The following is a 19,441-nucleotide window of genomic DNA, read 5'->3' as shown; positions in this document are numbered from 1 at the left end:
TGCGTACGAATGTCACCGCCGGAAGGGATTTGCTGCCATGGACGTCATCTCCGTAATCCGTACGAAGCGGGACCGGGGCGAGCTGAGCGACGAGCAGATCGACTGGGTGATCGACGCGTACACGCGCGGCGCCGTGGCCGACGAGCAGATGTCGGCCCTGGCGATGGCGATCCTCCTGAACGGCATGAACCGCAGGGAGATCGCCCGCTGGACGGCGGCGATGATCGCGAGCGGCGAGCGCATGGACTTCTCGTCGCTGTCCCGCCCCACGGCCGACAAGCACTCCACGGGCGGCGTGGGCGACAAGATCACGCTGCCGCTTGCGCCCCTGGTGGCGGCGTGCGGCGCGGCGGTCCCGCAGCTCTCCGGCCGCGGCCTCGGCCACACCGGCGGCACCCTCGACAAGCTGGAGTCGATCCCCGGCTGGCGGGCGCTGCTCTCCAACGAGGAGATGCTGAACGTACTGAACGACGCGGGCTCGGTGATCTGCGCGGCGGGCGACGGCCTGGCCCCGGCGGACAAGAAGCTCTACGCCCTGCGGGACGTGACGGGAACGGTGGAGGCGATTCCTCTCATCGCGTCCTCCATCATGTCCAAGAAGATCGCGGAGGGCACGGGTTCGCTGGTCCTGGACGTGAAGGTGGGCACCGGCGCCTTCATGAAGACGCTGGACGACGCCCGCGAACTGGCGTCCACGATGGTGGGGTTGGGCACGGACCACGGCGTCCGCACGGTGGCCCTCCTGACGGACATGTCCACCCCGCTGGGCCTGACGGCAGGCAATGCCCTCGAAGTCCGCGAATCCGTCGAGGTCCTGGCCGGGGGCGGCCCCTCCGACGTGGTCGACCTGACCCTCGCGCTGGCCCGCGAGATGCTCGACGCGGCGGGCCTGCCCGACGCGGACCCCGCGAAGGCCCTCGCCGACGGCTCCGCGATGGACGTCTGGCGCCGGATGATCGCGGCCCAGGGCGGCGACCCGGACGCGCCCCTCCCCGTAGCCCGCGAGACCCACGTCGTGACGGCCCCCGCGTCCGGCGTCCTCACCCGCCTGGACGCGTACGACATCGGCGTCGCGGCGTGGCGCCTGGGCGCGGGGCGGGCCCGCAAGGAGGACGTCGTGCAGGCCGGCGCGGGCGTCGAACTCCACGCCAAGCCGGGCGACTCCGTCGAGACGGGCGAGCCCCTCCTGACCCTCCACACGGACACCCCCGACCGCTTCGAGTACGCGCTCCAGTCCCTGGAGGGGGCGTACGACGTGGCGCCGTCGGGCACGGAGTTCTCGGCACGGCCGATCGTGCTGGACCGCGTCTCGCCCTGACGGCCTCGTCCTTTTCCCCACTCACCCGCCCTTCACCACCTACCGGAACCTGAGGGCTCCGCCCCCAGCCCTCCCGCCGATCGGCCCTCCGGGCCTCGTCCTCAAACGCCGGACGGGCTTTCCCCCACCCACCCGCCCCTACTACCTGCCGGAACAGCCAGCGCGGACTACCTGCCGGAACGGCCCGCGCGGTGATATTCCAGCCTGCCCCGGCACATTTCAGCCCGTCCGGCGTTTGAGGACGAGCCGCGGAGCGGCGATCGGCGGGGGACCGTCCCACCCGCACGGGACACCCACCCGGCTGGGGTCCAGGGGGCGCAGCGCCCCTGGTTACGGGAAGGGGCGGGGTTGGGGAGAGTTCACTCCGGCAGCAACCGTCCCCTCCTACCCAGCAGAAACTTCTTGAACGCCGCCACCGGAGCCGTGTCCGGGTGCCCCTCCAGCCACGCCACCCCGATCTCCCGGACGGCCCGCTGCCCGGTGACGGTGAGTTCGACGACGCCGGGGCGGGCCACGGCGGGCGGCGGGAGGAGGGCCACGCCGAGGCCCGCCGCGACCAGGCCCCGGAGGGTCTCCGCCTCCTCGCCCTCGAAGGCGACGCGAGGCCGGAACCCGGCCTCGGCGCACAGGTCGTCGGTGATGCGCCGCAGGCCATAGCCGGGTTCGAGGGTCACGAAGGCCTCGTCGGCGGCCTCGGAGAGGCGGACGCGTTTGCGGCCGGCGAGGCGGTGGTCGTCGGGGACGACGAGGCGCAGGCGCTGTTCGTCGAGGCGGCGGGCGACGAGGCCGGGCGCGTCCGGGACGGGGGACGTCAGGCACAGGTCGAGTTCCCCGGCGCGCAGCCGGTCCAGCATGGCCTCGCCGTAGTTCTGTACGAGACTGAACCGCACCCGCGGATGATCGGCACGGAAAGCACGGATCAGCCCCGGGACGGTCTCCGAGCCCATGGTGTGCAGGAAGCCGAACGCCACCTTCCCGGAGGCGGGGTCGGCGTCCGCGCGGACCGACTCGACGGCACGGCCCACCTCCGCGAGCGCCCGCTCGGCGGATGACAGGAACGTACGGCCCGCGGGCGTCAGCGACACCGTACGACCGTGCCGGGCGAACAGGTCGACGCCCAGGTCCCGTTCGAGCCGCACCAGCGCGCGCGAGAGCGTCGACTGCGGCACCTCCAACTCCTGCGCGGCCCGCGTGACGTGCTCCGTGCGGGCCACCCCCGCGAAGTACGCGAGCCGCGGCGCGAGCAGCCGCACGATGTGAGCCGTGTCCTCGACGTCGTGAGCGACGCGAGCGCGATGAGCGGCGTGAGCTGTGTGAGCTGTTTCCTTTGTGTCACTGTTCTGCGACAGGCGGGGGCGTGACCTCTGTTGATGCGGCATGGGAACGATTATGGCGATTCCATGCATTGGACGCATGAGAATCGTGGTCGTACGTTCGTGGCATGCCTCCTGCCAGTAGCGGGGCGTCCGCCACCCACGCGGTCGCCCTCACCCCGTCGTCCCCCGATGCCGAGTCCACCAAGTCCACCAAGTCCCCTGAATCCGCCGCCACTCACGACTCGCGCATGGCACCGGGAGGCCCCGGCTTTCGCCGCATGAGCTTCGCCCTCTTCCTGGCGGGCGTCGCCACCTTCGCGCTCCTCTACTCCACGCAGGCCCTGCTCCCGCTGATCTCCGCCGACCTCGGCGTGAGCGCCTCCACGGCGAGTTGGACGGTCTCCGCGGCGACCGGCGCGCTGGCCCTGTTCGTCCTGCCGCTGAGCGCCCTCTCGGAGCGCTTCGGGCGGCGGACCCTGATGACGGTCTCGCTGACGGTCGCCGTCGCCGTGGGGCTGCTCGTCCCGTTCGCGCCAGACGTCGGTACGTTGATCGCGCTGCGCGCCGTCCAGGGCGCGGCCCTCGCCGGACTCCCGGCGTCCGCGATGGCGTACCTCGCCGAAGAGGTCCGCCCCAAGGCGCTCGTCGCCGCGATCGGCATGTTCGTCGCGGGCAACTCCATCGGCGGCATGAGCGGCCGCATCGTCACCGGCTGGGTCGCGCAGGCCTGGGGCTGGCGCTGGGCGCTCGCCGTGGTCGGCCTGCTCGCGGTCCTCGGCGCGCTCGCCTTCCGCGCGCTGCTGCCCGCCCCGCGCCACTTCACGCCGGGCACGCTCAGCCCCAAGTCGCTGGCGCGCACGGTCCGTTCGCACCTGTCGAACCCGCTCCTGTGCCGCCTGTACGCGATCGGCGCGCTGTTCATGACCGTCTTCGGCGCGGTCTACACGGTGATCGGCTACCGCCTCGCCGAGGCCCCGTTCTCGCTCCCGCAGGGTGTCATCGGCTCGGTCTTCCTCGTCTACCTCGTCGGTACGGCGTCGTCGGCGGCGGCCGGGAAGCTGGTGGCCCGGCTCGGCCGGCGCGGCGCGCTCTACCTCGCCGTGAGCACGACGGCGGGCGGCCTGCTCCTGTCCCTGTCGGCCTCCCTGCTCCTGGTCCTGCTCGGCCTGGTCCTGATCACCGCCGGGTTCTTCGCGGGCCACGCGGTCGCGTCCTCGTCGGTGAGCCGCACGGCCACCACGGGCCGCGCGCAGGCCTCCGCGCTCTACCAGTCCGCGTACTACGTGGGCTCCAGCGCGGGCGGCACGCTCGGCGCCATCGCGTTCCACGCGGGCGGCTGGGGCGGCACCGTCGCCCTCGGCATCCTCGCCGTCCTCGGCGTCGTGTCGATCACGCTGTACGGGAGCCGGGTGGCGCACGTGCAGCGGGTGACGGCGGCACGGACCGCCTGACTGACGCCCGGGCCGCCTGAGCCCGGGCCCGCCCCGGCTCGCCCATACCGTAAACAAACCCTGTGAGCTGCCGTTTTCGCCGCTCCGGAGGCCGTTGTCAGTGGGCTGCTGTAGCTTCCGAGGTGCTGGGAATTCCGCGCCGACAAGGCACGGGTGCCATGCCGACACGGCAGGCGCCATGAGGCACGCAGAGGCACAGGGGTGGGTTGGGATGAGTGACAGCGCAGGGACGGCGACCACGGAGCTGGACGCAGGCCTCGAAAAGCACCGCGTCGAGCTGACGGGGTACTGCTATCGGATGCTGGGCTCGGCCTTCGAGGCCGAGGACGCCGTGCAGGACACGATGGTCCGCGCCTGGCGGAGCTTCGACAAGTTCGAGGGCCGCTCCAGCCTCCGCTCCTGGCTGTACCGCATCGCGACGAACGTCTGCCTGGACATGTTGAACGCGGGCAACCGCCGCGCCCGCCCCATGGACCTCACCGCCTCCACCCCCCTCGCGCAGGCGGCCCTGACCCCCCGCGCGGACAACGTCTGGCTGGAGCCGATACCGGACGGCCGCGTCCTGCCCACCGCCGCCGACCCCGCCGAGGCCGCCGTCGCCAAGGAGTCCGTGCGCCTCGCCTTCATCGCCGCCCTGCAGCAACTGCCCGCCAAGCAGCGCGCGGTGCTCATCCTGCGCGAGGTCCTGGCGTGGAAGGCCAGCGAGGTCGCCGAGCTCCTCGGCACGACGGTCGCCTCGGTCAACAGCGCCCTGCAGCGCGCCCGCGCCACCCTCGCCGAGCGCCCGGCCGACGACACGGCGACGTCCGACCCGCTGGACGACGAGCAGCAGAAGCTCCTCGAGCGGTACGTCACGGCCTTCGAGGGCTATGACATGGCGGCCCTCACCGCCCTCCTCGCCGAGGACGCCGTCATGACGATGCCCCCGTTCGACCTGTGGCTGCGCGGCCCGCAGGACATCACGGGCTTCATGTCGACCATGGGCGCCCCCTGCGCGGGCTCCCGGCTGCTGCCCGTCGAGGTCAACGGCACCCCCGGCTTCGCCCAGTACAAGCCGGACCCGGACAAGGGCGGCTTCATGCCCTGGGCGATCCAGGTCATCGAGATATCAGAGGGCCGCGTCGCCGGATTCCACTGCTTCCTCGACACCGAGCGGTGGTTCCCGCTCTTCGACGTCCCCCTCCACCTCGACGCATAGCTCCGCGAGACCGACGAGCCGGAGCAGCGCCCACAGGGCCGGAGCCGGGGCGCGCAGCCGCAGCCCCGTCCCGGCCCTGCGGGCGGCGAGTCTCAGCCGCGCCACGGCTTCCACGGTGGCCAGGTCGGCGGTGGTGACGGCGCCGACGTCGCAGATCACCTCGTCGGCGCCGGACGCGAGCGCGGCGGCCCGCAGGTCGGCGCAGAGCCGGGGGATGTCGTCCTGACGGACGGGCCCGGCCACGACGACGAGATTCGGCGCATGCACTTCAGAGACAGCCACGTTAGGGGGACCGCCGGGACGGGCGGAACTCATCGGTAGCCGACGGCTCTTTCCCCGGCCCGCCCCTCCCCGTCCCTCCCCGCCCGCCGGGGCGCCGGTGCCGCCGGTCCCTTTCCGCTGTCGTCTTACGCGGCGTACACGGCGCACATGGCAGGTCCCTCTGCCTCATTTAGGCGGCAAAATCCACTCAATTCACTCCTTCGGGTGGGACGCGCCACCCATGGGGCGTAATGCCGGATGCCGTGGGCACTTTCCGCCCGGAAGCAACCGGAGCAAACGAAAGAGAGGTCGTCCATGGGGCAGGAAGAGACGTACGAACCGCCGGCCATGGTGGAAGTCGGTGACTTCGCCGAGCTGACGCGCGGCGAGGCGATTGGGGCGCACTACGAAGGCGGGTTCCCGCCTTACGAGTGGTATCTCGGCCCGAGCTGATCCGAGGCCGAAAGATCCATGACTGGTGACATGCCATGAGCGGTGACGTGTGGTTCACGGTCCTCCCGGACGGTGCATCCGGCGTGGCCGCGGCACGGCTCCTGCGCCCCTGGGCCACCGAGACCATCGCCCACGGCTCCGGCCGGCCCTGGCTGCTCGGCAGCTGGCCGGACGGCCATGTGACGGTGGGCACGGCAGGGGCGCGGCGAGTCGCGGTGATCGGGCGCTGCCCCGTCACCGCCGACGCGCTGTCCGCGCGGGCGGGACGGCTGCGGGCCGACGGGGCCGTCGGAGGCAGCAGGGACATCGAGGCCATCGAGGACATGGAGCGCGTCGCCCACGGCCTGACCGGCAGCTTCCACCTCCTCGCCTCGGTCGACGGATCGGTCCGGGCCAGGGGGAGCGCCTCCGGTGTGCGGCGGCTCTTCTCCGCCCGCCTGGGCGAGGCCACGGTCGCGGCCGACAGGTCGGACCGGCTCGCCGCCGCGAGCGGCGCGAGCCCCGACGAACGGCTCCTCGCCGCGCACCTGCTGATGTCGCCGCTTCCGTATCCCTTGGACGACCTGTGCGTGTGGCGGGGCGTGCGGGCCCTGCGGTCGTACGACTGTCTGCTGCTCGACGCGGACGGGCGGGCCCGCACGCGGCGGTGGTGGACCCCGCCGGAGCCGGAGCTCGGCCGACGCGAGGGCGTGCCCGCGGTGCGTGCGGCGCTGACCGCCGCGGTGGGGGCCTGCGTGGCGGGCCACGGCACGGTGAGCGCGGATCTCACCGGAGGCATGGACTCCACCAGCCTGTGCTTCCTGGCCGCCCGCGAGCAGGAGCTCCCCGGGCCCGCCGAGGCGAAGCTGGTGACGATGCGCTGGCAGAGCCTCGACCCGGACAACGACGACGCGACCTGGGCCGCCCGTGCGGTGGCCCACCTGCCTGACGTCGAGCACCTCGTGCCCGCCCGCGACCAATGGCCGCTCTGGTACAGCGACTTGACGGCCCTCACCGGTGCCGCCGTGCCCACCGACGAGCCGGGGCCGTGGGTGCGCGACGGTGCCAGGATGACCGCGCTCTGCCGCCTGATGACCGGGCGCGGATCACGCCTGCACCTGATGGGCGGCGGCGGGGACGAGCTGTTCAGCGCATTCCCCGCGCACCTGCACGACTATGTACGACGCCACCCGCTGGCGGCGTACGCCCGTATCCGCACCCACCGCGCCTCCCAGCACTGGCCCCTCGGGCAGCTCCTTCGGCAGCTCGCGGACCGCAGGACGTACGGCCAGTGGCTGGCCGATTGGGCGAAGCGACTCACCGCACCCGCGCCCGGCTCCGCGGCCCTGGTCCGCAGCGCCCCCTCGACGGCCTGGGGCGCGGACCTGCGCATGCCGCCGTGGGCGACCCGGGACGCGGCGGAAGCCGTACGAAGTCTGCTCCTGGAAGCCGCCGAAACCGCCGAGACCGCCGAACCCCTCGCGCCCGGGCGCGGACAGCACACGGCACTGGCCTGCGTCCGGACCGGCGGGCGCGGCCTGCGCCAACTGGACCAGGTGACCTCCGCCGGCGGCCTGCGGCAGGCCGCGCCCTTCCTCGACGACCACGTCATCGAGGCGGCCCTGGCCATCCGCGTCGCCGAGCGCAGCACACCGGGACGGTACAAGCCGGTGCTCGCCGAGGCGATGCGCGGCATCGCCCCCGATGTCGTACTGCACCGGAACACCAAGGGCGAGTACAGCACGGACTTCCATGCCGGCCTGCGCCACAACCGTGCCGCGCTGGTGGCGCTGTTCGACGGCTCGCACCTCGCTCGCGCGGGCCTGGTCGACGACGCCGCGTTCCGCGCATGCCTGCTCGGGGTGCACCCCACTCCGGAGGCGCTGCGCTCCCTCAACTCCAGCCTGGGCACCGAGATCTGGCTCCGCTCCCGCCCCGGAAGCACGAGCACCCGCCCGCCGAGCACCGCGATCACCGAAGGAGCGCCGTGAGCCTCACCCTGCGACCCGACGTCTGCGCGACGGACACAGCGGACGGCATGGTGCTCCTCGACGAAGTCACCGGCCGCTACTGGCAGCTCAACCGCACCGCGGCACTCGTCCTGCGCAGCCTCCTCGACGGCGCCGATCCGCCCGACACGGCACGCGCGCTCCGCGACGCCCACCCCCGGCTGACCGCCGAGCGCGCCGGCGCCGACACGGCCGCGATCACGAACCAGCTGCTCGCGGCCCGCCTGGTGGTGCCCCGATGAGCCAGCCGATGACCCCCGCCGCCCGCGACCGACTGCCCCTGCGCCGCCGCCCTCCCGTGCTCCTCGCCACGGCCGCCGCCCGGCTGATCGTCACCCTCAAGCCGCACCGCATCCGCCGTGTCCTGACCGTGGTCCGGCGCGGGGCCGTCCCCGCCATCGCGGACGAGGCCCTCGCCGCGCGCCGGGCGGTCGTCGCGGTGAGCGCGCGCTGCGCGGGGGAGGGCTGCCTGCAGCGTTCCGTGGCCACGGCGCTGCTGTGCCGGATGCGCGGGGTCTGGCCGGACTGGTGCACGGGGGTGCGCACCGCGCCGTTCCGCGCCCACGCCTGGGTGGAGGTCGACGGCCTCCCGGTGGGCGAGCCGCACCAGTCGGCGGCGTACCACCGCATGATGGTGGTGCCGTGTCTCCCGGGAAGGCGATCCTGAGAGCACAGGTCTCCGGCCCTCACCTCTCACCGGTCCTGAGCCAGCCGATACAGCTCGGCGAACAGCCCGCCCCGCGCCAACAGGCTCTGAAAATCGCCCTCTTCGTGCACGTGCCCTCGGTCGAGGACGACGATGCGGTCCGCGATCCGGGCGTTCTCCAGGCCCTGGGTGACGAAGACGGCGGTCTTGCCCGCGGCCAGTTCCTTGAAGCGGCGGATCACCAGGTACTCGGCGCGGGGGTCCATCGCCGAGGTGGGTTCGTCCAGCATGAGCATGGTGGCGTTGCGGTAGAAGGCTCGCGCGACGGCGATACGTTGCCACTGCCCGCCGGACAGATCGGTGCCGCCCCAGTGGGAACCCGCGACCAGCGTGTCCAGGCCGTGCGGGACGTTCGCGATGACGCTGTCCGCGCCGGCTGCCCGCGCGGCGTCCAGGAGCAGGGCGTCGTTCTCGGAACGGGGCTGGCCCAGATGGATGTTGGCGCGCAGGTCCATCGGCCAGCGGGTGTAGTCCTGGGGCACCAGGCCGACCTTCGTCCACACGCTCTCCGGATCGGCCTCGGCCAGGTCGGTCCCGTCCCAGCTCACGGTGCCGGTGGAGGCGATGCGGAGCCCGGTGAGCAGGGCGGACAGCGTGGTCTTGCCGGACCCGTTCTCGCCCACCAGCGCGATGAGTTCGCCGCGCCGCAGGGTGAGGCTGACGTCGTCGACCGCCGGTTTCGCGGCACCGGGATAGGTGTAACTGACGTGCTCCGCGCGGATCTCGGCGGGAGCGCCGTCGGGAATCGCGGTGGCCCCGCGGACCGCGCGCAGTTCCTTCGCGCGCCGCAGGAACGCCTGCCAGTCCTCCAGATACAGGCTGGTGCGGAACAGCCGGGCGGCGGCCAGGACCAGGGACGTCAGCGCGCCGGTGGAGGTGCGCACGGCGACGACGGCGGTGGTCGCGAGCGCGAGGTCCATCCGCCCGCTCGCGGCGAGCCAGCCGAGCGCGGCCCAGGTCGCGGCGAGCATGAGGCCGCTGACGCAGGCGCCGAGCAGGGTGACGCGCAGGACGCGCGGGGCGGCACGGCGGTGGGTGGCCTTGATCCGGCCGGTGATCTCCTCGTACCAGCCCGCGAGGAACGCGGCCATGGTGGTGGCGCGGACCTCGGCCGCGGTGCGCTGGTGCGTGGCGTAGTGCCGCAGCAGATACCGCAGATGGCTGTCCGCGATGTTCTGGTGGTCGGCGCGGTGCTGGATGCGCGCGGTGGTGACGGCCGCGGCGCCCTTGGGCACCACGGCGAGCAGGAGCAGCGGCAGCAGTACGGGATGCAGCAGCGCCAACACCGAGGCGGCAGCCACGAGTTGGCCGAGCGCGGAGACGAGCGCCTGGGCGTCCGCGATCAGGTGCTCGGTCGCCTCCGCGCCCCGGCCCGCGGCCTGCAGCCGGTCGGCGAAGCCCGGCCGGTCGTACGCCTCCAGCTCCACCCGCGGCGCGGCCGCCAGGATCTGGAGGTCCGCCTCGGACGCGACTTCCGGGGCGAGCCGCGCGGAGGCGTACACGGCGAGGGCGTCCGCCCCCGCGCGCACCCCGGCGGCGACCGCGACCACGACCAGCGCGGGAGCGGCCGCCGCCACCCTTTCGCCCACCGGACCCCCGTGGAACAACTGCGCCAGCGCACCCGGCAGAGCGGCGAGCCCCACGGCCGAGGCCGCCACGATGCCCAACTGACACCCGCCCAGCCAGAGCATCGCCGGACGGTCGGCGGCCCACCCGAGTAGGACAGCGGCCCTCAACGTCCGCGGCAGCCGCGACGCCATCCGCCACCAAGAGGCGTCAGCGATGTCCTCGAAGCGTGGATCACTGCGGAGTCCGACTTGCTGCGGGGAATCGGTCACCCCGCCCATGCTGGTGCGCCGCCCGACCCAGGCGGGGCCGAATCCCCCGAATTAGCCCCAGGGTGGGGCCCTGCCGGGGGCTCCGCCCCCGGACCCCCGCTCCTCAAACGCCGGAGGGGCTATATTTCCCCGCCCGCCCACCCCACTCCGCCCGAAGGGCGAAAAAGGGCGGGCGGGTGGGAAAGAGCCCGTCCGGCGTTTGAGGACGAGGCCGAAGGCCGATCAGCGGCGGGTAGTCCCACCCGCACCTGACACGGGCTCAGCCCAGTGCAACGCCGCTCAGCGCAGCGTCCGCCCGAACCCGGAAGCCAACGGCATCCGTAACCCCAAAGGCGGCGGCGCAGCCAACGCGTCCTCGACCGGCCGGGCATAGGGATGCCCGAACAGCGCCCCCTGAACGAAGTTCGAGGCAAGCGCGTGCACCTCGGCATGGTGCTGGCTGAGCCGGTGCCCGTCCGAGTGGACCTCGAACCGGCACACGTCCCGGTTCGCCTTCTTCGCCCGCTCCGCGAGCCGGAAGGACAGCTCGGGATCGGTCCGCTGATCGTTCGTGCCGTGCACGATGAGCACCTGCCGCCCCGCAAGCTGCTTCACCGGCTCGGGCGGCGCGGCCACATCCTCCTCGGGCAGCCAAGGAGCCAGCGCCAGAACGGAGTTGACCGCGGCATGACCGGCGGCGTGCAGCGCCGCGCGCCCGCCCATGTCGACCCCGGCGAGACACACGGGCACGTCGCCGTAGCGGCGTACGACCTCGTCGGCGGCCCACTCCGCGTCCCGCGCGAGCTCCGCCTCCGCGCCGTTCCACCCGCCGACGCGATAGTGCACGACGTGCGCGGCGAGCCCGTCCGGCTGCCCGGTGCGGGCCAGATGCCGCCCCAGGGACCGCACCGCCGCGGCGGCGAGCGGGGAGGGCCTGCGGGCGGACGCCTCATGGCCGCCGGGCAACAGCAGCGCCACCGCGCTCACCGTCGAGGGGCGCGTGCCGATCACACGCCCGAGCCTGGCCGTACGCACGGGACGGGACGTCGCTTGCTGTGCCATGGCAGAACAGTGTCAGAAGTCATGGTGTCTGCCACCCGTCCGCAGGGTCACTGTTACATATCGACCAGTGAGATCTACGCGCGTAGGAGTTAGAGTGCGGAAATGACGAGCCAGACCAGCAAGATCAGCGCAGCGAGCGGTCCCGCGGGCCACCCCGGCACCCCCGACTCGGAGCAGATCCGCCGCGCCCCGAAGGTCCTCCTCCACGACCACCTCGACGGCGGCCTGCGCCCCGGCACCATCGTCGACCTGGCCCGGGAGAACGGCTACGAGGGCCTGCCCGAGACCGACCCCGACAAGCTCGGCGTCTGGTTCCGCGAGGCGGCCGACTCCGGCTCCCTGGAGCGGTACTTGGAGACCTTCGCGCACACCTGCGCCGTCATGCAGACCCGCGACGCGCTGTTCCGCGTCGCCGCCGAGTGCGCCGAGGACCTGGCCGAGGACGGCGTCGTGTACGCGGAGATCCGGTACGCCCCCGAGCAGCACCTGGAGGCCGGCCTGACCCTCGAAGAGGTCGTCGAGGCCGTGACCGACGGCTTCCGCGAGGGCGAGCGCCGCGCCAAGGCGAACGGTCACCGCATCCGCGTGGGCGCGCTGCTCACCGCCATGCGGCACGCCGCCCGCGCCCTGGAGATCGCCGAACTCGCCAACCGCTACCGCGACCTGGGCGTCGTCGGCTTCGACATCGCGGGCGCCGAGGCCGGCTTCCCTCCCACCCGCCACCTGGACGCCTTCGAGTACCTGAAGCGGGAGAACAACCACTTCACCATCCACGCCGGCGAGGCCTTCGGCCTGCCGTCCATCTGGCAGGCCCTGCAGTGGTGCGGCGCCGACCGGCTCGGCCACGGCGTGCGCATCATCGACGACATCAAGGTCGCCGCCGACGGCACGGTGCAGCTCGGCAGGCTCGCCTCGTACGTCCGCGACAAGCGCATCCCGCTGGAGCTCTGCCCGAGCTCCAACCTGCAGACCGGTGCTGCGGCCTCGTACGCCGACCACCCCATCGGCCTGCTCCGCAAGCTGCACTTCCGGGCCACCGTGAACACCGACAACCGCCTGATGTCCGGCACCAGCATGAGCGGCGAATTCGAGCACCTCGTCGAGACATTCGGTTATTCGCTCGACGACATGCAGTGGTTCACCGTCAATGCGATGAAGTCGGCGTTCATTCCTTTCGATGAAAGGCTGGCCATGATCAACGACGTCATCAAGCCGGGTTACGCCGAGCTGAAGTCCGAGTGGCTGTTCCGTCAGACCGTCTCCACCAGCGGTTCTTCCGAGGCCTGACCGGCGCGACGGAGCCGAAAAAACGGCCGGGGACACGACTCCCCGGCCGTTTTCGGATGTTTGCGGGGCGACCTTGAGGGTGTTTACGGTCGAGGACCCGCTCAACGCCCTCGTCATCAAGGACGCATTGAAGATGAAGCAGTCTGCTGCCAAGACCCTCGGTGTCGCCGCCCTCGGTGCCGCCTTCGCCGCCACGGCCGCCGGCGCGGCGAACGCGGCCTCGGCCGTGCCGGATGCCGCGGGCACCGTCGGATCCGTCACCTCGGCGGTGCCGGCCGGTGAGCTCTCCGGTGTCCTGCCCCAAGGTGCGCCCGAGTCGCTGTCCGGCGGCCAGAACGCCCTCCAGAGCGGCCTGAACGCCGCGCAGCCCACGGTCGACAAGCTGACGACCTCCGGTGACGACGAGGGCGAGGACGGCGCCAAGGCCGACAAGGCCGTGAAGACCACCGAGCCCGCCCCCGCGAAGCCGGCCGACCCGGTCGCCGGCCTGCTCGGCGGCCTGCCGATCGTGAACGGCCTGGAGACCAACTCCCTGCCCACGACGCTCCCCACCAAGGCTCTCGGCTCCCTCCCCACGCAGAACCTGCCCACCCAGGGCCTGATGGGCAAGGGCCTGCCGGTCGAGGCCACGCCGTTCGGCTGAACCCCACCGCAGACGCACCACGGGGCGCACCCTTGAGGGTGCGCCCCGTCGTCGTACCGGACTGCAGGCCGGACTGGGCCATGCCCGTCGTCGTACCGGGCGGTCGCCGCCGTCACCAGGCCGTCTTCGCCCTCTTCTCGCTGGGGAGCGCGATCCACAGCGCGATGTAGAGCAGGAACTGGGGGCCGGGCAGCAGGCAGGACACGACGAACAGCACGCGCACGGTCGTGGTGGACCAGCCGAAGCGGCGGGCGAGCGCGGCGCACACGCCGCCGATCATGCGGCCGTCGCTGGGGCGGACAAGGGCGGACATGGGGGCTCCTTCGTGGACCGTTGCCGGGTCGGGGCGGGAGGCGGCGGCTTGTCGCCGTCTCGATATACCCAAGGTAGGTCCGCGAAACGGGCAAAGCGTCAGGCTAGGGGGCGATGCCGACCCTGGGAATCTTCGGGGTCGCCCCCTGAGGGGCCTCCTCCCTGAGGCGGGCCGCCCGGGGCCGCGCGGCGGAGCGGCGGCGGCGCAGCCGGGCCCGCACGGCAGGCACCACGGCGACATGCGCGAGCCCCACGCCCAGGGTGTTCAGGAGCAGCGAGTCCACGTCCACGACCTGGCCAGGCACCCCGGTCTGCAGCAGCTCGATGCCCAGGGAAAGCAGCGCGCCCGCGGCGACCGTGCGCGCGAGCGAGGCCAGCGGCGACACGTCGAGACGCCCCCCGGCCAGCGGCAGCAGCACCCCGAGCGGCGCGAGCAGCAGCAGCGCCCCGCCGATCTGCCGGGCCGCCTGCTCGGGACCGCGCTCCAGGTCGGCCTTGATGCCGGCGAGCGGCTCCAGATTCGCCGCGCTCACCCAGGGCACGTCCAGCGGGCGCAGCGTGATCCACGCGACGACCAGGAGATGCGCGACGAGGAGGACCACTCCCGCCGCGCGAAAGCGAATGGCGGCACCGCGCCCGCCCGAGCCTTGACGCACGCCACCCAAGACGCCGGGTGCGGCAGGATCGGTTCCGTGTGTGAGCGTCCGCTTTGGCGGGAGGCTCTGGCGGGACGGCTTTGTGGGGCGGCTTTGCGGGGCGGCGCGCCGCCTTGCCGGATCAGCCCTCCACGGCCCGTGACGGGGGCGCCACGGTCCCCGGCCGGGCGCGCACCTCCGGGGTGCATTCGTAGCGGCGCGGCGGGGAGTCGGTCGGGCCGCCCAGGACGACCGAGCCACCGCCGTCGGAGGCCGCGCTGTCCGCGTACGTGCACACGATCTGGGCGAGGGCGTACGCGGACAGGTCCCGCGGGGACCGGTTCAGGCGCAGCGCCTCGGCCGGGTCGCCGCGCCGCGGTCCCGTGACCGTCATGCCGCGGCGCACGTCCGTCGCGTACCCCGCCTGCTTCGCGGCCTGGGAGGGCGGCGTGGACAGCTCGTCGAGGAGCGCCTGCGCGATACGGACCCGGTCCGTGGACGCCTGCTCGGTGGGGAGCCGCACCGTCCGGTCCACGGACACGAGCTGGGACGCGCACACCAGGAAGATCTGCACCGGTACGCCGGCGGCCTCGTCCTGCGGCGAGATGCCCGGGTCCGACGCCACGCACGGCACCCGCGAGGGCGCGGCACCGAAGTCCGTCGGTACCTCCGTGGAGCGGATCCCGCAGCCCGCCAGCGTGGCCGTGAGCGCGGCGGCGGCCGTCGCGGCCCTCAGCCGTCGCCTCGTCATGACTCTTCCTTGCCTTCCTCGGGGCGTTCCCGTTCCCCGTCCCCGTCCGGCTCGTCCTCGGAGTCCGGTGGTCCGGGCTCCGCCGTCAGCGGCGAGGCGTCGCGCGGCAGCCGCAGCGTGAACACCGCGCCCCCGGCGGGCGAGTTGGCCGCGGTGATCCCGCCGCCGTGGATGTGCGCGTTCTCCAGGGCGATGGAGAGCCCGAGCCCGCTGCCCTCCGACCGCGGCCGGGACGCGCTGGCCTTGTAGAACCGGTCGAAGACGTGCGGCAGTACGTCCTCGGGGATGCCCGGGCCGCCGTCCCGTACGGAGATGACCAGGCTGTCGCCGTCGAGGCGCACCGAGACCTTCACCGGGGAACCGCCGTGCTTGAGGGCGTTGCCGATGAGGTTGGCGAGGATGACGTCGAGGCGGCGCGGGTCCAGGCGGGCGGTGATGCCGCGCTCGGCGTCGAGATCGACGGCGTCCAGCCAGGCGCGGGCGTCGATGCACGCGGTGATCTGGTCGGCGATGTCGACGTCGTCGAGGACGAGGCGGGCGGTGCCCGCGTCGAAGCGGGTGACCTCCATCAGGTTCTCGACCAGGTCGTTCAGGCGCCGGGTCTCGCTGACGACGAGGCGCACGGCGGGCTCGATCATGGGGTCGACGGAGCCGGTCTCGGCGTCCAGCTCCTCCTCCAGGACCTCCGTCACTGCGGTGATCGCGGTGAGCGGGGTGCGCAGCTCGTGCGACATGTCCGCCACGAAGCGGCGGCTCGCCTCGTCGCGGGCGCTCATGTCCGCGACCTTCTTCTCCAGGTTCTCCGCGGTGCGGTTGAACGTCCGCGACAGATCCGCCAGTTCGTCGGTGCCCGACACCCGTAGCCGCGTGTCCAGCTTCCCCTCGCCGAGCCGGCGCGCGGCGACCCCCAGGCGGTGCACGGGTTTCAGCACGGTCGTCGCGGCGGCCTGCGCGAGCAGCGCCGAGCCGACGAGCGCGAGCGCCGTGGCGATCGCCAGGGACCAGCCGAGCGAGCTGAGGTCCTTGGCCTCCGGCTCGAGCGATTTGAGCATGTAGCCCGTCGGCCCGCCGCCGATCACCTGCGCCCCGCCCACCAGGTAGGGCGTGCCGTGATCCATCGTCCGCTGCCAGTACAGGTGGTACGGGCTCTTGTTGCCGGACGAGACCGGCTGCTCCTTCTTGACCGCCTCACGCAGCGACTTCGGCACCTTGGCGAGCGTGAAGGCGTCCAGGTCGGAGTAGCCGAACACCTGGTCACCGGCGGCGTTCTCGCTGATCAGCAGCACGCTGTAGCGCTGGCTGCTGTTGGCCATCTGGCCGGCGGCGGCCTGCAGCTCGTCCTGCGTGGGGTTCGGCGGCAGCGCGCCCGCGCGGGTCTGCAACTGCTGCCGGAAGTCCTTCAGGGCCGCGTCCTGCGCACGCGTGAGGACGGCCTCGCGGTTCAGCCAGTACGCGATGCCGGACGCCGAGACCGCGGCGGTCAGCGCCACCAGGGCGAAGACCACGACAAGGCGCAGCCGCAGGCTGGTGAAGCGCAGGCCGGACAGGATCGCCTTGCGGGCCGCGGGCAGGCCGCGGAGCTTGTCGTGCGGTTTGGTCACTGAGGCGTGTCCAGCCGGTATCCCACGCCACGCACCGTACGGATCAGCGTCGGCGAGGACGGCACGTCCTCGACCTTGGCGCGCAGCCGCTGCACGCAGGCGTCGACGAGCCGCGAGTCGCCGAGGTAGTCGTGCTCCCACACCAGGCGCAGCAGCTGCTGCCGCGACAGGGCCTGCCCGGGCCGCCGGCTCAGCTCCAGGAGCAGCCGCAGCTCGGTCGGCGTGAGCTGCAGGTCCTCGCCGTTCTTCGTCACCGTCATCGCCGCGCGGTCGATCACCAGCGAACCGAACGTCGCCGCGTCATTGGCCTCGCGCTCGCCGCGGCGCAGGACAGCGCGGATACGAGCGTCGAGCACCCGCCCCTGCACGGGCTTGACCACATAGTCGTCGGCGCCCGACTCCAGGCCCACGACCACGTCGATGTCGTCGTTGCGCGCGGTCAGCAGGATGATCGGCAACTGGTCGGTGCGCCGGATGCGGCGGCACACCTCGAAGCCGTCGATGCCCGGCAGCATCACATCCAGCACGATCAGGTCCGGCCGCTGTTCGCTCAGCAGTTTCAGACCGTCTTCGCCGGTGGCAGCGGTGGCCACCCGGTGGCCCTGGCGCGTCAGCGAAAGCTCCAGGGCCGTCCGGATGGCGTCGTCGTCCTCGATCAGCAACAGGGAAGGCACAAACGTCATTCTGTCCCATGGTGCGGGCCCAGTTCGACTGTTGGCGGGGGTCTCACACCTCACCCACACGAGTAAGCGGTGCCCTTGCGGTGCCACGAGGCCTGTTGCAGGCCTGTGACAGTCGGGGGACACCGCCATGAAGTGGCTCCGGCAGAGTTTTGGTCACACGGAAATCCCAGACTCCACGACGGGGGGCGCGAGATGAACACGCTGCACAGCACCAGCTCAAGCGCAGTTGTCACGCGTCTGCACGACCTGGGCCGGAGTTCTGAGAAGCACGAGAAGTCCGGTGCCGTGAGCGGGCGGGGGTGCGCTCGCGGCACCGGGCGTCAGCACACCGCGTACATGACGGTGGTTGACGCACTCAAGGGCGGCGGTGACGGGGGAGCTCACGGGGGAGCCGCGTACAGGGAGGTCTCGGGGGAGCGGACGCAGTCCCGGACGGAGAGCGAGGACGCCGAAGCGGCGTTCACCGCCTACGTCCAGGAGCGCCGCGCCTCCCTGTACGCCACCGCCTACCACCTGACCGGTGACCGGTTCGAGGCCGAGGACCTGCTGCAGAGCGCGCTGTTCTCGACGTACCGCGCCTGGGACCGGATCAGCGACAAGGCCGCCGTCGGCGGCTATCTGCGGCGCACCATGACGAACCTGCACATCAGTGCCTGGCGCCGCCGCAAGCTCAACGAGTACCCGACCGAGGAACTGCCGGAGACGGTGGGCGACACGGACGCGATGCGCGGCACCGAGCTGCGCGCCGTGCTGTGGCAGGCCCTCGCCCGGCTGCCCGAGCTCCAGCGCACCATGCTGGTCCTGCGTTACTACGAGGGCCGTACGGACCCGGAGATCGCGGACATCCTCGACATCAGCGTGGGCACGGTGAAGTCCAGCATCTGGCGGTCGCTCCGCCGGCTGCGCGAGGACGAGGTCCTCAGCTTCGGCCGTGACCAGGAGGAGTCCTTCGGCGAACTGGTCGCCTGAGGACGGGGGGCCGTCGCTTCGGGGGAAGCGGCGGAAGCAGGTGATGGGGGACCCACCGGGGGAACTGGGGGGTGGTGGGAACCCACGGGGGAAACGGGGGTCCACGGGGGGACACGGGGGACCAACGGGGAAACAGACAGCGGGACCGGAGGGCCGGGGGGTCTTTCCGGGCCCGCTGTTTGCCGTGGGTGGTGCCTGGTCCTGCCTGGCCTGGGCGGTGCCTGGACAGGCCTGGCGTTGGTCGTGCCCGGACCTGTCCGGCGTGGGCGGTGCCTGGGCTCAGGCCGTCGCGCGGGCCTTGACGCAGCGGCCCGCCGCCGCGGCCGCGAGCCGGCCAAGGGCCTCCTCCTTGCCGCAGGGGTGCGCGCCGAGCGCGGTCTGGCGGGCCACGATGGAGCGCTCCGCGCGCATCAGGCGCCAGCCCCGGCGCAGCAGGAACGGCACGGACTTGCGGCCCTCGCGCAGATCGCGCAGGAGGCGGCGCCGGAACGTCGTCGCGGGGCGCCCGCGCAGGCAGATCGCGTCCGCCAGGACGCCAAGATCACGGCAGCGCTCCACGATGTCGGCGGCGAAGATGCCCTCCGCGATGAACAGCGGCGTGCGCTCGATGTCCAGCGACTCCTCGCCGACCCGCGCGCTCGTCGCGATGTCGTACACCGGGACCCGGGTGCGGCCGGTGCGGCACAGCTCGCCGATCGCGGCGAGCGCGACGTCCGCGTCCCAGGACAGCGGGGAGTCCCAGTCGATGTCCGACGTGCCGGCGACCTGAGGCAGCGACGGGTCGGTGCCTTCCTTGTAGAAGTCGTCGAGGCACAGCACGGGCAGTCCCGTGCGGGCCGCGAACGACGACTTGCCCGAGCCGGAGGGGCCGGCGAGCAGCACGACTCGGGTGGGTATCGGGGGATGGGAACCCAATTCTGTGAACCTCTTCACATATGGCGTCGCTGGCGAATCGGGCATCTGCGTTCTTTTTGATCCCGTTTGGCGCGG

General features: G+C 72.5%; 20 protein-coding genes. 10 read left to right on the top strand and 10 right to left on the bottom strand.

Features of this window, described 5'->3' with window-relative positions; genetic code table 11:
• The first annotated feature begins 37 nt into the window (after positions 1 to 37).
• The gene (locus tag AC0KTA_RS14015; RefSeq protein ID WP_481055465.1) at positions 38 to 1,318 is read left to right on the top strand and encodes a thymidine phosphorylase; all 1,281 of its coding nucleotides are present in this window, start codon (positions 38 to 40) and stop codon (positions 1,316 to 1,318) included.
• 359 nt (positions 1,319 to 1,677) lie between these two features.
• On the opposite strand, the gene AC0KTA_RS14010 is transcribed toward AC0KTA_RS14015, so the two are convergent.
• On the bottom strand, positions 1,678 to 2,697 hold the full coding sequence (locus AC0KTA_RS14010; RefSeq protein WP_481055464.1) for a LysR family transcriptional regulator: 1,020 nt from the start codon (positions 2,695 to 2,697) through the stop codon (positions 1,678 to 1,680).
• A gap of 62 nt (positions 2,698 to 2,759) precedes the next feature.
• Between AC0KTA_RS14010 and AC0KTA_RS14005 the strand changes: the two genes are divergently transcribed.
• Together AC0KTA_RS14005 and AC0KTA_RS14000 are read left to right on the top strand one after the other, a co-directional pair.
• Positions 2,760 to 4,085, top strand: a complete 1,326-nt coding sequence (locus tag AC0KTA_RS14005; protein ID WP_481055463.1) for an MFS transporter — start codon at positions 2,760 to 2,762, stop codon at positions 4,083 to 4,085.
• 211 nt (positions 4,086 to 4,296) lie between these two features.
• Positions 4,297 to 5,283 carry a sigma-70 family RNA polymerase sigma factor gene (locus AC0KTA_RS14000; RefSeq protein WP_481055462.1) on the top strand — a complete coding sequence of 329 codons (987 nt, stop codon included), beginning with the start codon at positions 4,297 to 4,299 and terminating at the stop codon, positions 5,281 to 5,283.
• Here AC0KTA_RS14000 and AC0KTA_RS13995 read toward each other — a convergent pair.
• Complete coding sequence (locus AC0KTA_RS13995) at positions 5,194 to 5,550, bottom strand: STAS domain-containing protein (protein WP_481055461.1); 357 nt, start codon at positions 5,548 to 5,550, stop codon at positions 5,194 to 5,196. The two genes, AC0KTA_RS14000 and AC0KTA_RS13995, sit on opposite strands and share 90 nt — an antisense overlap.
• A gap of 309 nt (positions 5,551 to 5,859) precedes the next feature.
• Here AC0KTA_RS13995 and AC0KTA_RS13990 point away from each other — a divergent pair, with 309 nt between their 5' ends.
• Genes AC0KTA_RS13990 through AC0KTA_RS13975 form a run of 4 tightly spaced genes read left to right on the top strand, consistent with a single transcriptional unit; the run spans position 5,860 to position 8,652 of the window.
• The gene (locus AC0KTA_RS13990) at positions 5,860 to 5,997 is read left to right on the top strand and encodes a lasso RiPP family leader peptide-containing protein (protein ID WP_481055460.1); all 138 of its coding nucleotides are present in this window, start codon (positions 5,860 to 5,862) and stop codon (positions 5,995 to 5,997) included.
• A gap of 35 nt (positions 5,998 to 6,032) precedes the next feature.
• Positions 6,033 to 7,967, top strand: a complete 1,935-nt coding sequence (locus AC0KTA_RS13985) for an asparagine synthase-related protein (RefSeq protein ID WP_481055459.1) — start codon at positions 6,033 to 6,035, stop codon at positions 7,965 to 7,967.
• Positions 7,964 to 8,227: a lasso peptide biosynthesis PqqD family chaperone gene (locus AC0KTA_RS13980; protein ID WP_481055458.1), complete on the top strand. Its 264-nt coding sequence runs from the start codon at positions 7,964 to 7,966 to the stop codon at positions 8,225 to 8,227. The genes AC0KTA_RS13985 and AC0KTA_RS13980 overlap by 4 nt, the downstream gene beginning before the upstream one ends.
• Positions 8,224 to 8,652, top strand: coding sequence for a lasso peptide biosynthesis B2 protein (locus AC0KTA_RS13975; RefSeq protein WP_481055457.1), 429 nt, complete (start codon positions 8,224 to 8,226; stop codon positions 8,650 to 8,652). Before AC0KTA_RS13980 ends, AC0KTA_RS13975 begins: the two co-directional genes overlap by 4 nt.
• A 26-nt stretch (positions 8,653 to 8,678) precedes the next feature.
• Here the strand turns inward: AC0KTA_RS13975 and AC0KTA_RS13970 are convergent, their stop codons facing one another.
• Both AC0KTA_RS13970 and AC0KTA_RS13965 read right to left on the bottom strand, forming a co-directional pair.
• Positions 8,679 to 10,382 carry an ATP-binding cassette domain-containing protein gene (locus AC0KTA_RS13970; RefSeq protein ID WP_481055456.1) on the bottom strand — a complete coding sequence of 568 codons (1,704 nt, stop codon included), beginning with the start codon at positions 10,380 to 10,382 and terminating at the stop codon, positions 8,679 to 8,681.
• Between the two features lie 426 nt (positions 10,383 to 10,808).
• Positions 10,809 to 11,570, bottom strand: coding sequence for an alpha/beta hydrolase (locus AC0KTA_RS13965; protein ID WP_481055455.1), 762 nt, complete (start codon positions 11,568 to 11,570; stop codon positions 10,809 to 10,811).
• A gap of 102 nt (positions 11,571 to 11,672) precedes the next feature.
• Between AC0KTA_RS13965 and AC0KTA_RS13960 the strand changes: the two genes are divergently transcribed.
• Together AC0KTA_RS13960 and AC0KTA_RS13955 are read left to right on the top strand one after the other, a co-directional pair.
• The gene (locus tag AC0KTA_RS13960; protein ID WP_481055454.1) at positions 11,673 to 12,857 is read left to right on the top strand and encodes an adenosine deaminase; all 1,185 of its coding nucleotides are present in this window, start codon (positions 11,673 to 11,675) and stop codon (positions 12,855 to 12,857) included.
• Positions 12,858 to 12,936: 79 nt separating this feature from the next.
• Positions 12,937 to 13,500 (top strand): hypothetical protein, encoded by a 564-nt coding sequence (locus tag AC0KTA_RS13955; RefSeq protein WP_481056416.1) that lies wholly within the window; start codon positions 12,937 to 12,939, stop codon positions 13,498 to 13,500.
• 112 nt (positions 13,501 to 13,612) lie between these two features.
• Here AC0KTA_RS13955 and AC0KTA_RS13950 read toward each other — a convergent pair whose 3' ends face one another.
• The 5 genes from AC0KTA_RS13950 to afsQ1 all read right to left on the bottom strand — a co-directional run bounded on the left by AC0KTA_RS13950 (position 13,613) and on the right by afsQ1 (position 17,473).
• Positions 13,613 to 13,813, bottom strand: a complete 201-nt coding sequence (locus AC0KTA_RS13950; protein WP_481055453.1) for a PspC domain-containing protein — start codon at positions 13,811 to 13,813, stop codon at positions 13,613 to 13,615.
• A 103-nt stretch (positions 13,814 to 13,916) separates the two neighbouring features.
• Complete coding sequence (locus AC0KTA_RS13945) at positions 13,917 to 14,414, bottom strand: VanZ family protein (protein WP_481055452.1); 498 nt, start codon at positions 14,412 to 14,414, stop codon at positions 13,917 to 13,919.
• A gap of 175 nt (positions 14,415 to 14,589) precedes the next feature.
• Entirely contained in the window at positions 14,590 to 15,198 is a 609-nt protein-coding gene (locus tag AC0KTA_RS13940) for a hypothetical protein (RefSeq protein WP_481055451.1), read from the bottom strand.
• Positions 15,195 to 16,799, bottom strand: a complete 1,605-nt coding sequence (locus tag AC0KTA_RS13935) for an ATP-binding protein (RefSeq protein WP_481055450.1) — start codon at positions 16,797 to 16,799, stop codon at positions 15,195 to 15,197. Before AC0KTA_RS13935 ends, AC0KTA_RS13940 begins: the two co-directional genes overlap by 4 nt.
• Positions 16,796 to 17,473 (bottom strand): two-component system response regulator AfsQ1, encoded by a 678-nt coding sequence (gene afsQ1, locus AC0KTA_RS13930; RefSeq protein ID WP_037659607.1) that lies wholly within the window; start codon positions 17,471 to 17,473, stop codon positions 16,796 to 16,798. The genes AC0KTA_RS13935 and afsQ1 overlap by 4 nt, the downstream gene beginning before the upstream one ends.
• 201 nt (positions 17,474 to 17,674) lie before the next feature.
• Here afsQ1 and AC0KTA_RS13925 point away from each other — a divergent pair, with 201 nt between their 5' ends.
• On the top strand, positions 17,675 to 18,451 hold the full coding sequence (locus AC0KTA_RS13925) for a SigE family RNA polymerase sigma factor (RefSeq protein ID WP_481055449.1): 777 nt from the start codon (positions 17,675 to 17,677) through the stop codon (positions 18,449 to 18,451).
• Positions 18,452 to 18,730: 279 nt separating this feature from the next.
• Here the strand turns inward: AC0KTA_RS13925 and AC0KTA_RS13920 are convergent, their stop codons facing one another.
• Positions 18,731 to 19,411: a uridine kinase family protein gene (locus tag AC0KTA_RS13920; RefSeq protein ID WP_481055448.1), complete on the bottom strand. Its 681-nt coding sequence runs from the start codon at positions 19,409 to 19,411 to the stop codon at positions 18,731 to 18,733.
• Positions 19,412 to 19,441: the final 30 nt, after the last annotated feature.

This window comes from Streptomyces sp. Y309, from assembly GCF_056712025.1.
The sequence above is the reverse complement of the archived record's forward strand: the minus strand, read 5'-3'. Positions and strand labels throughout refer to the sequence as shown.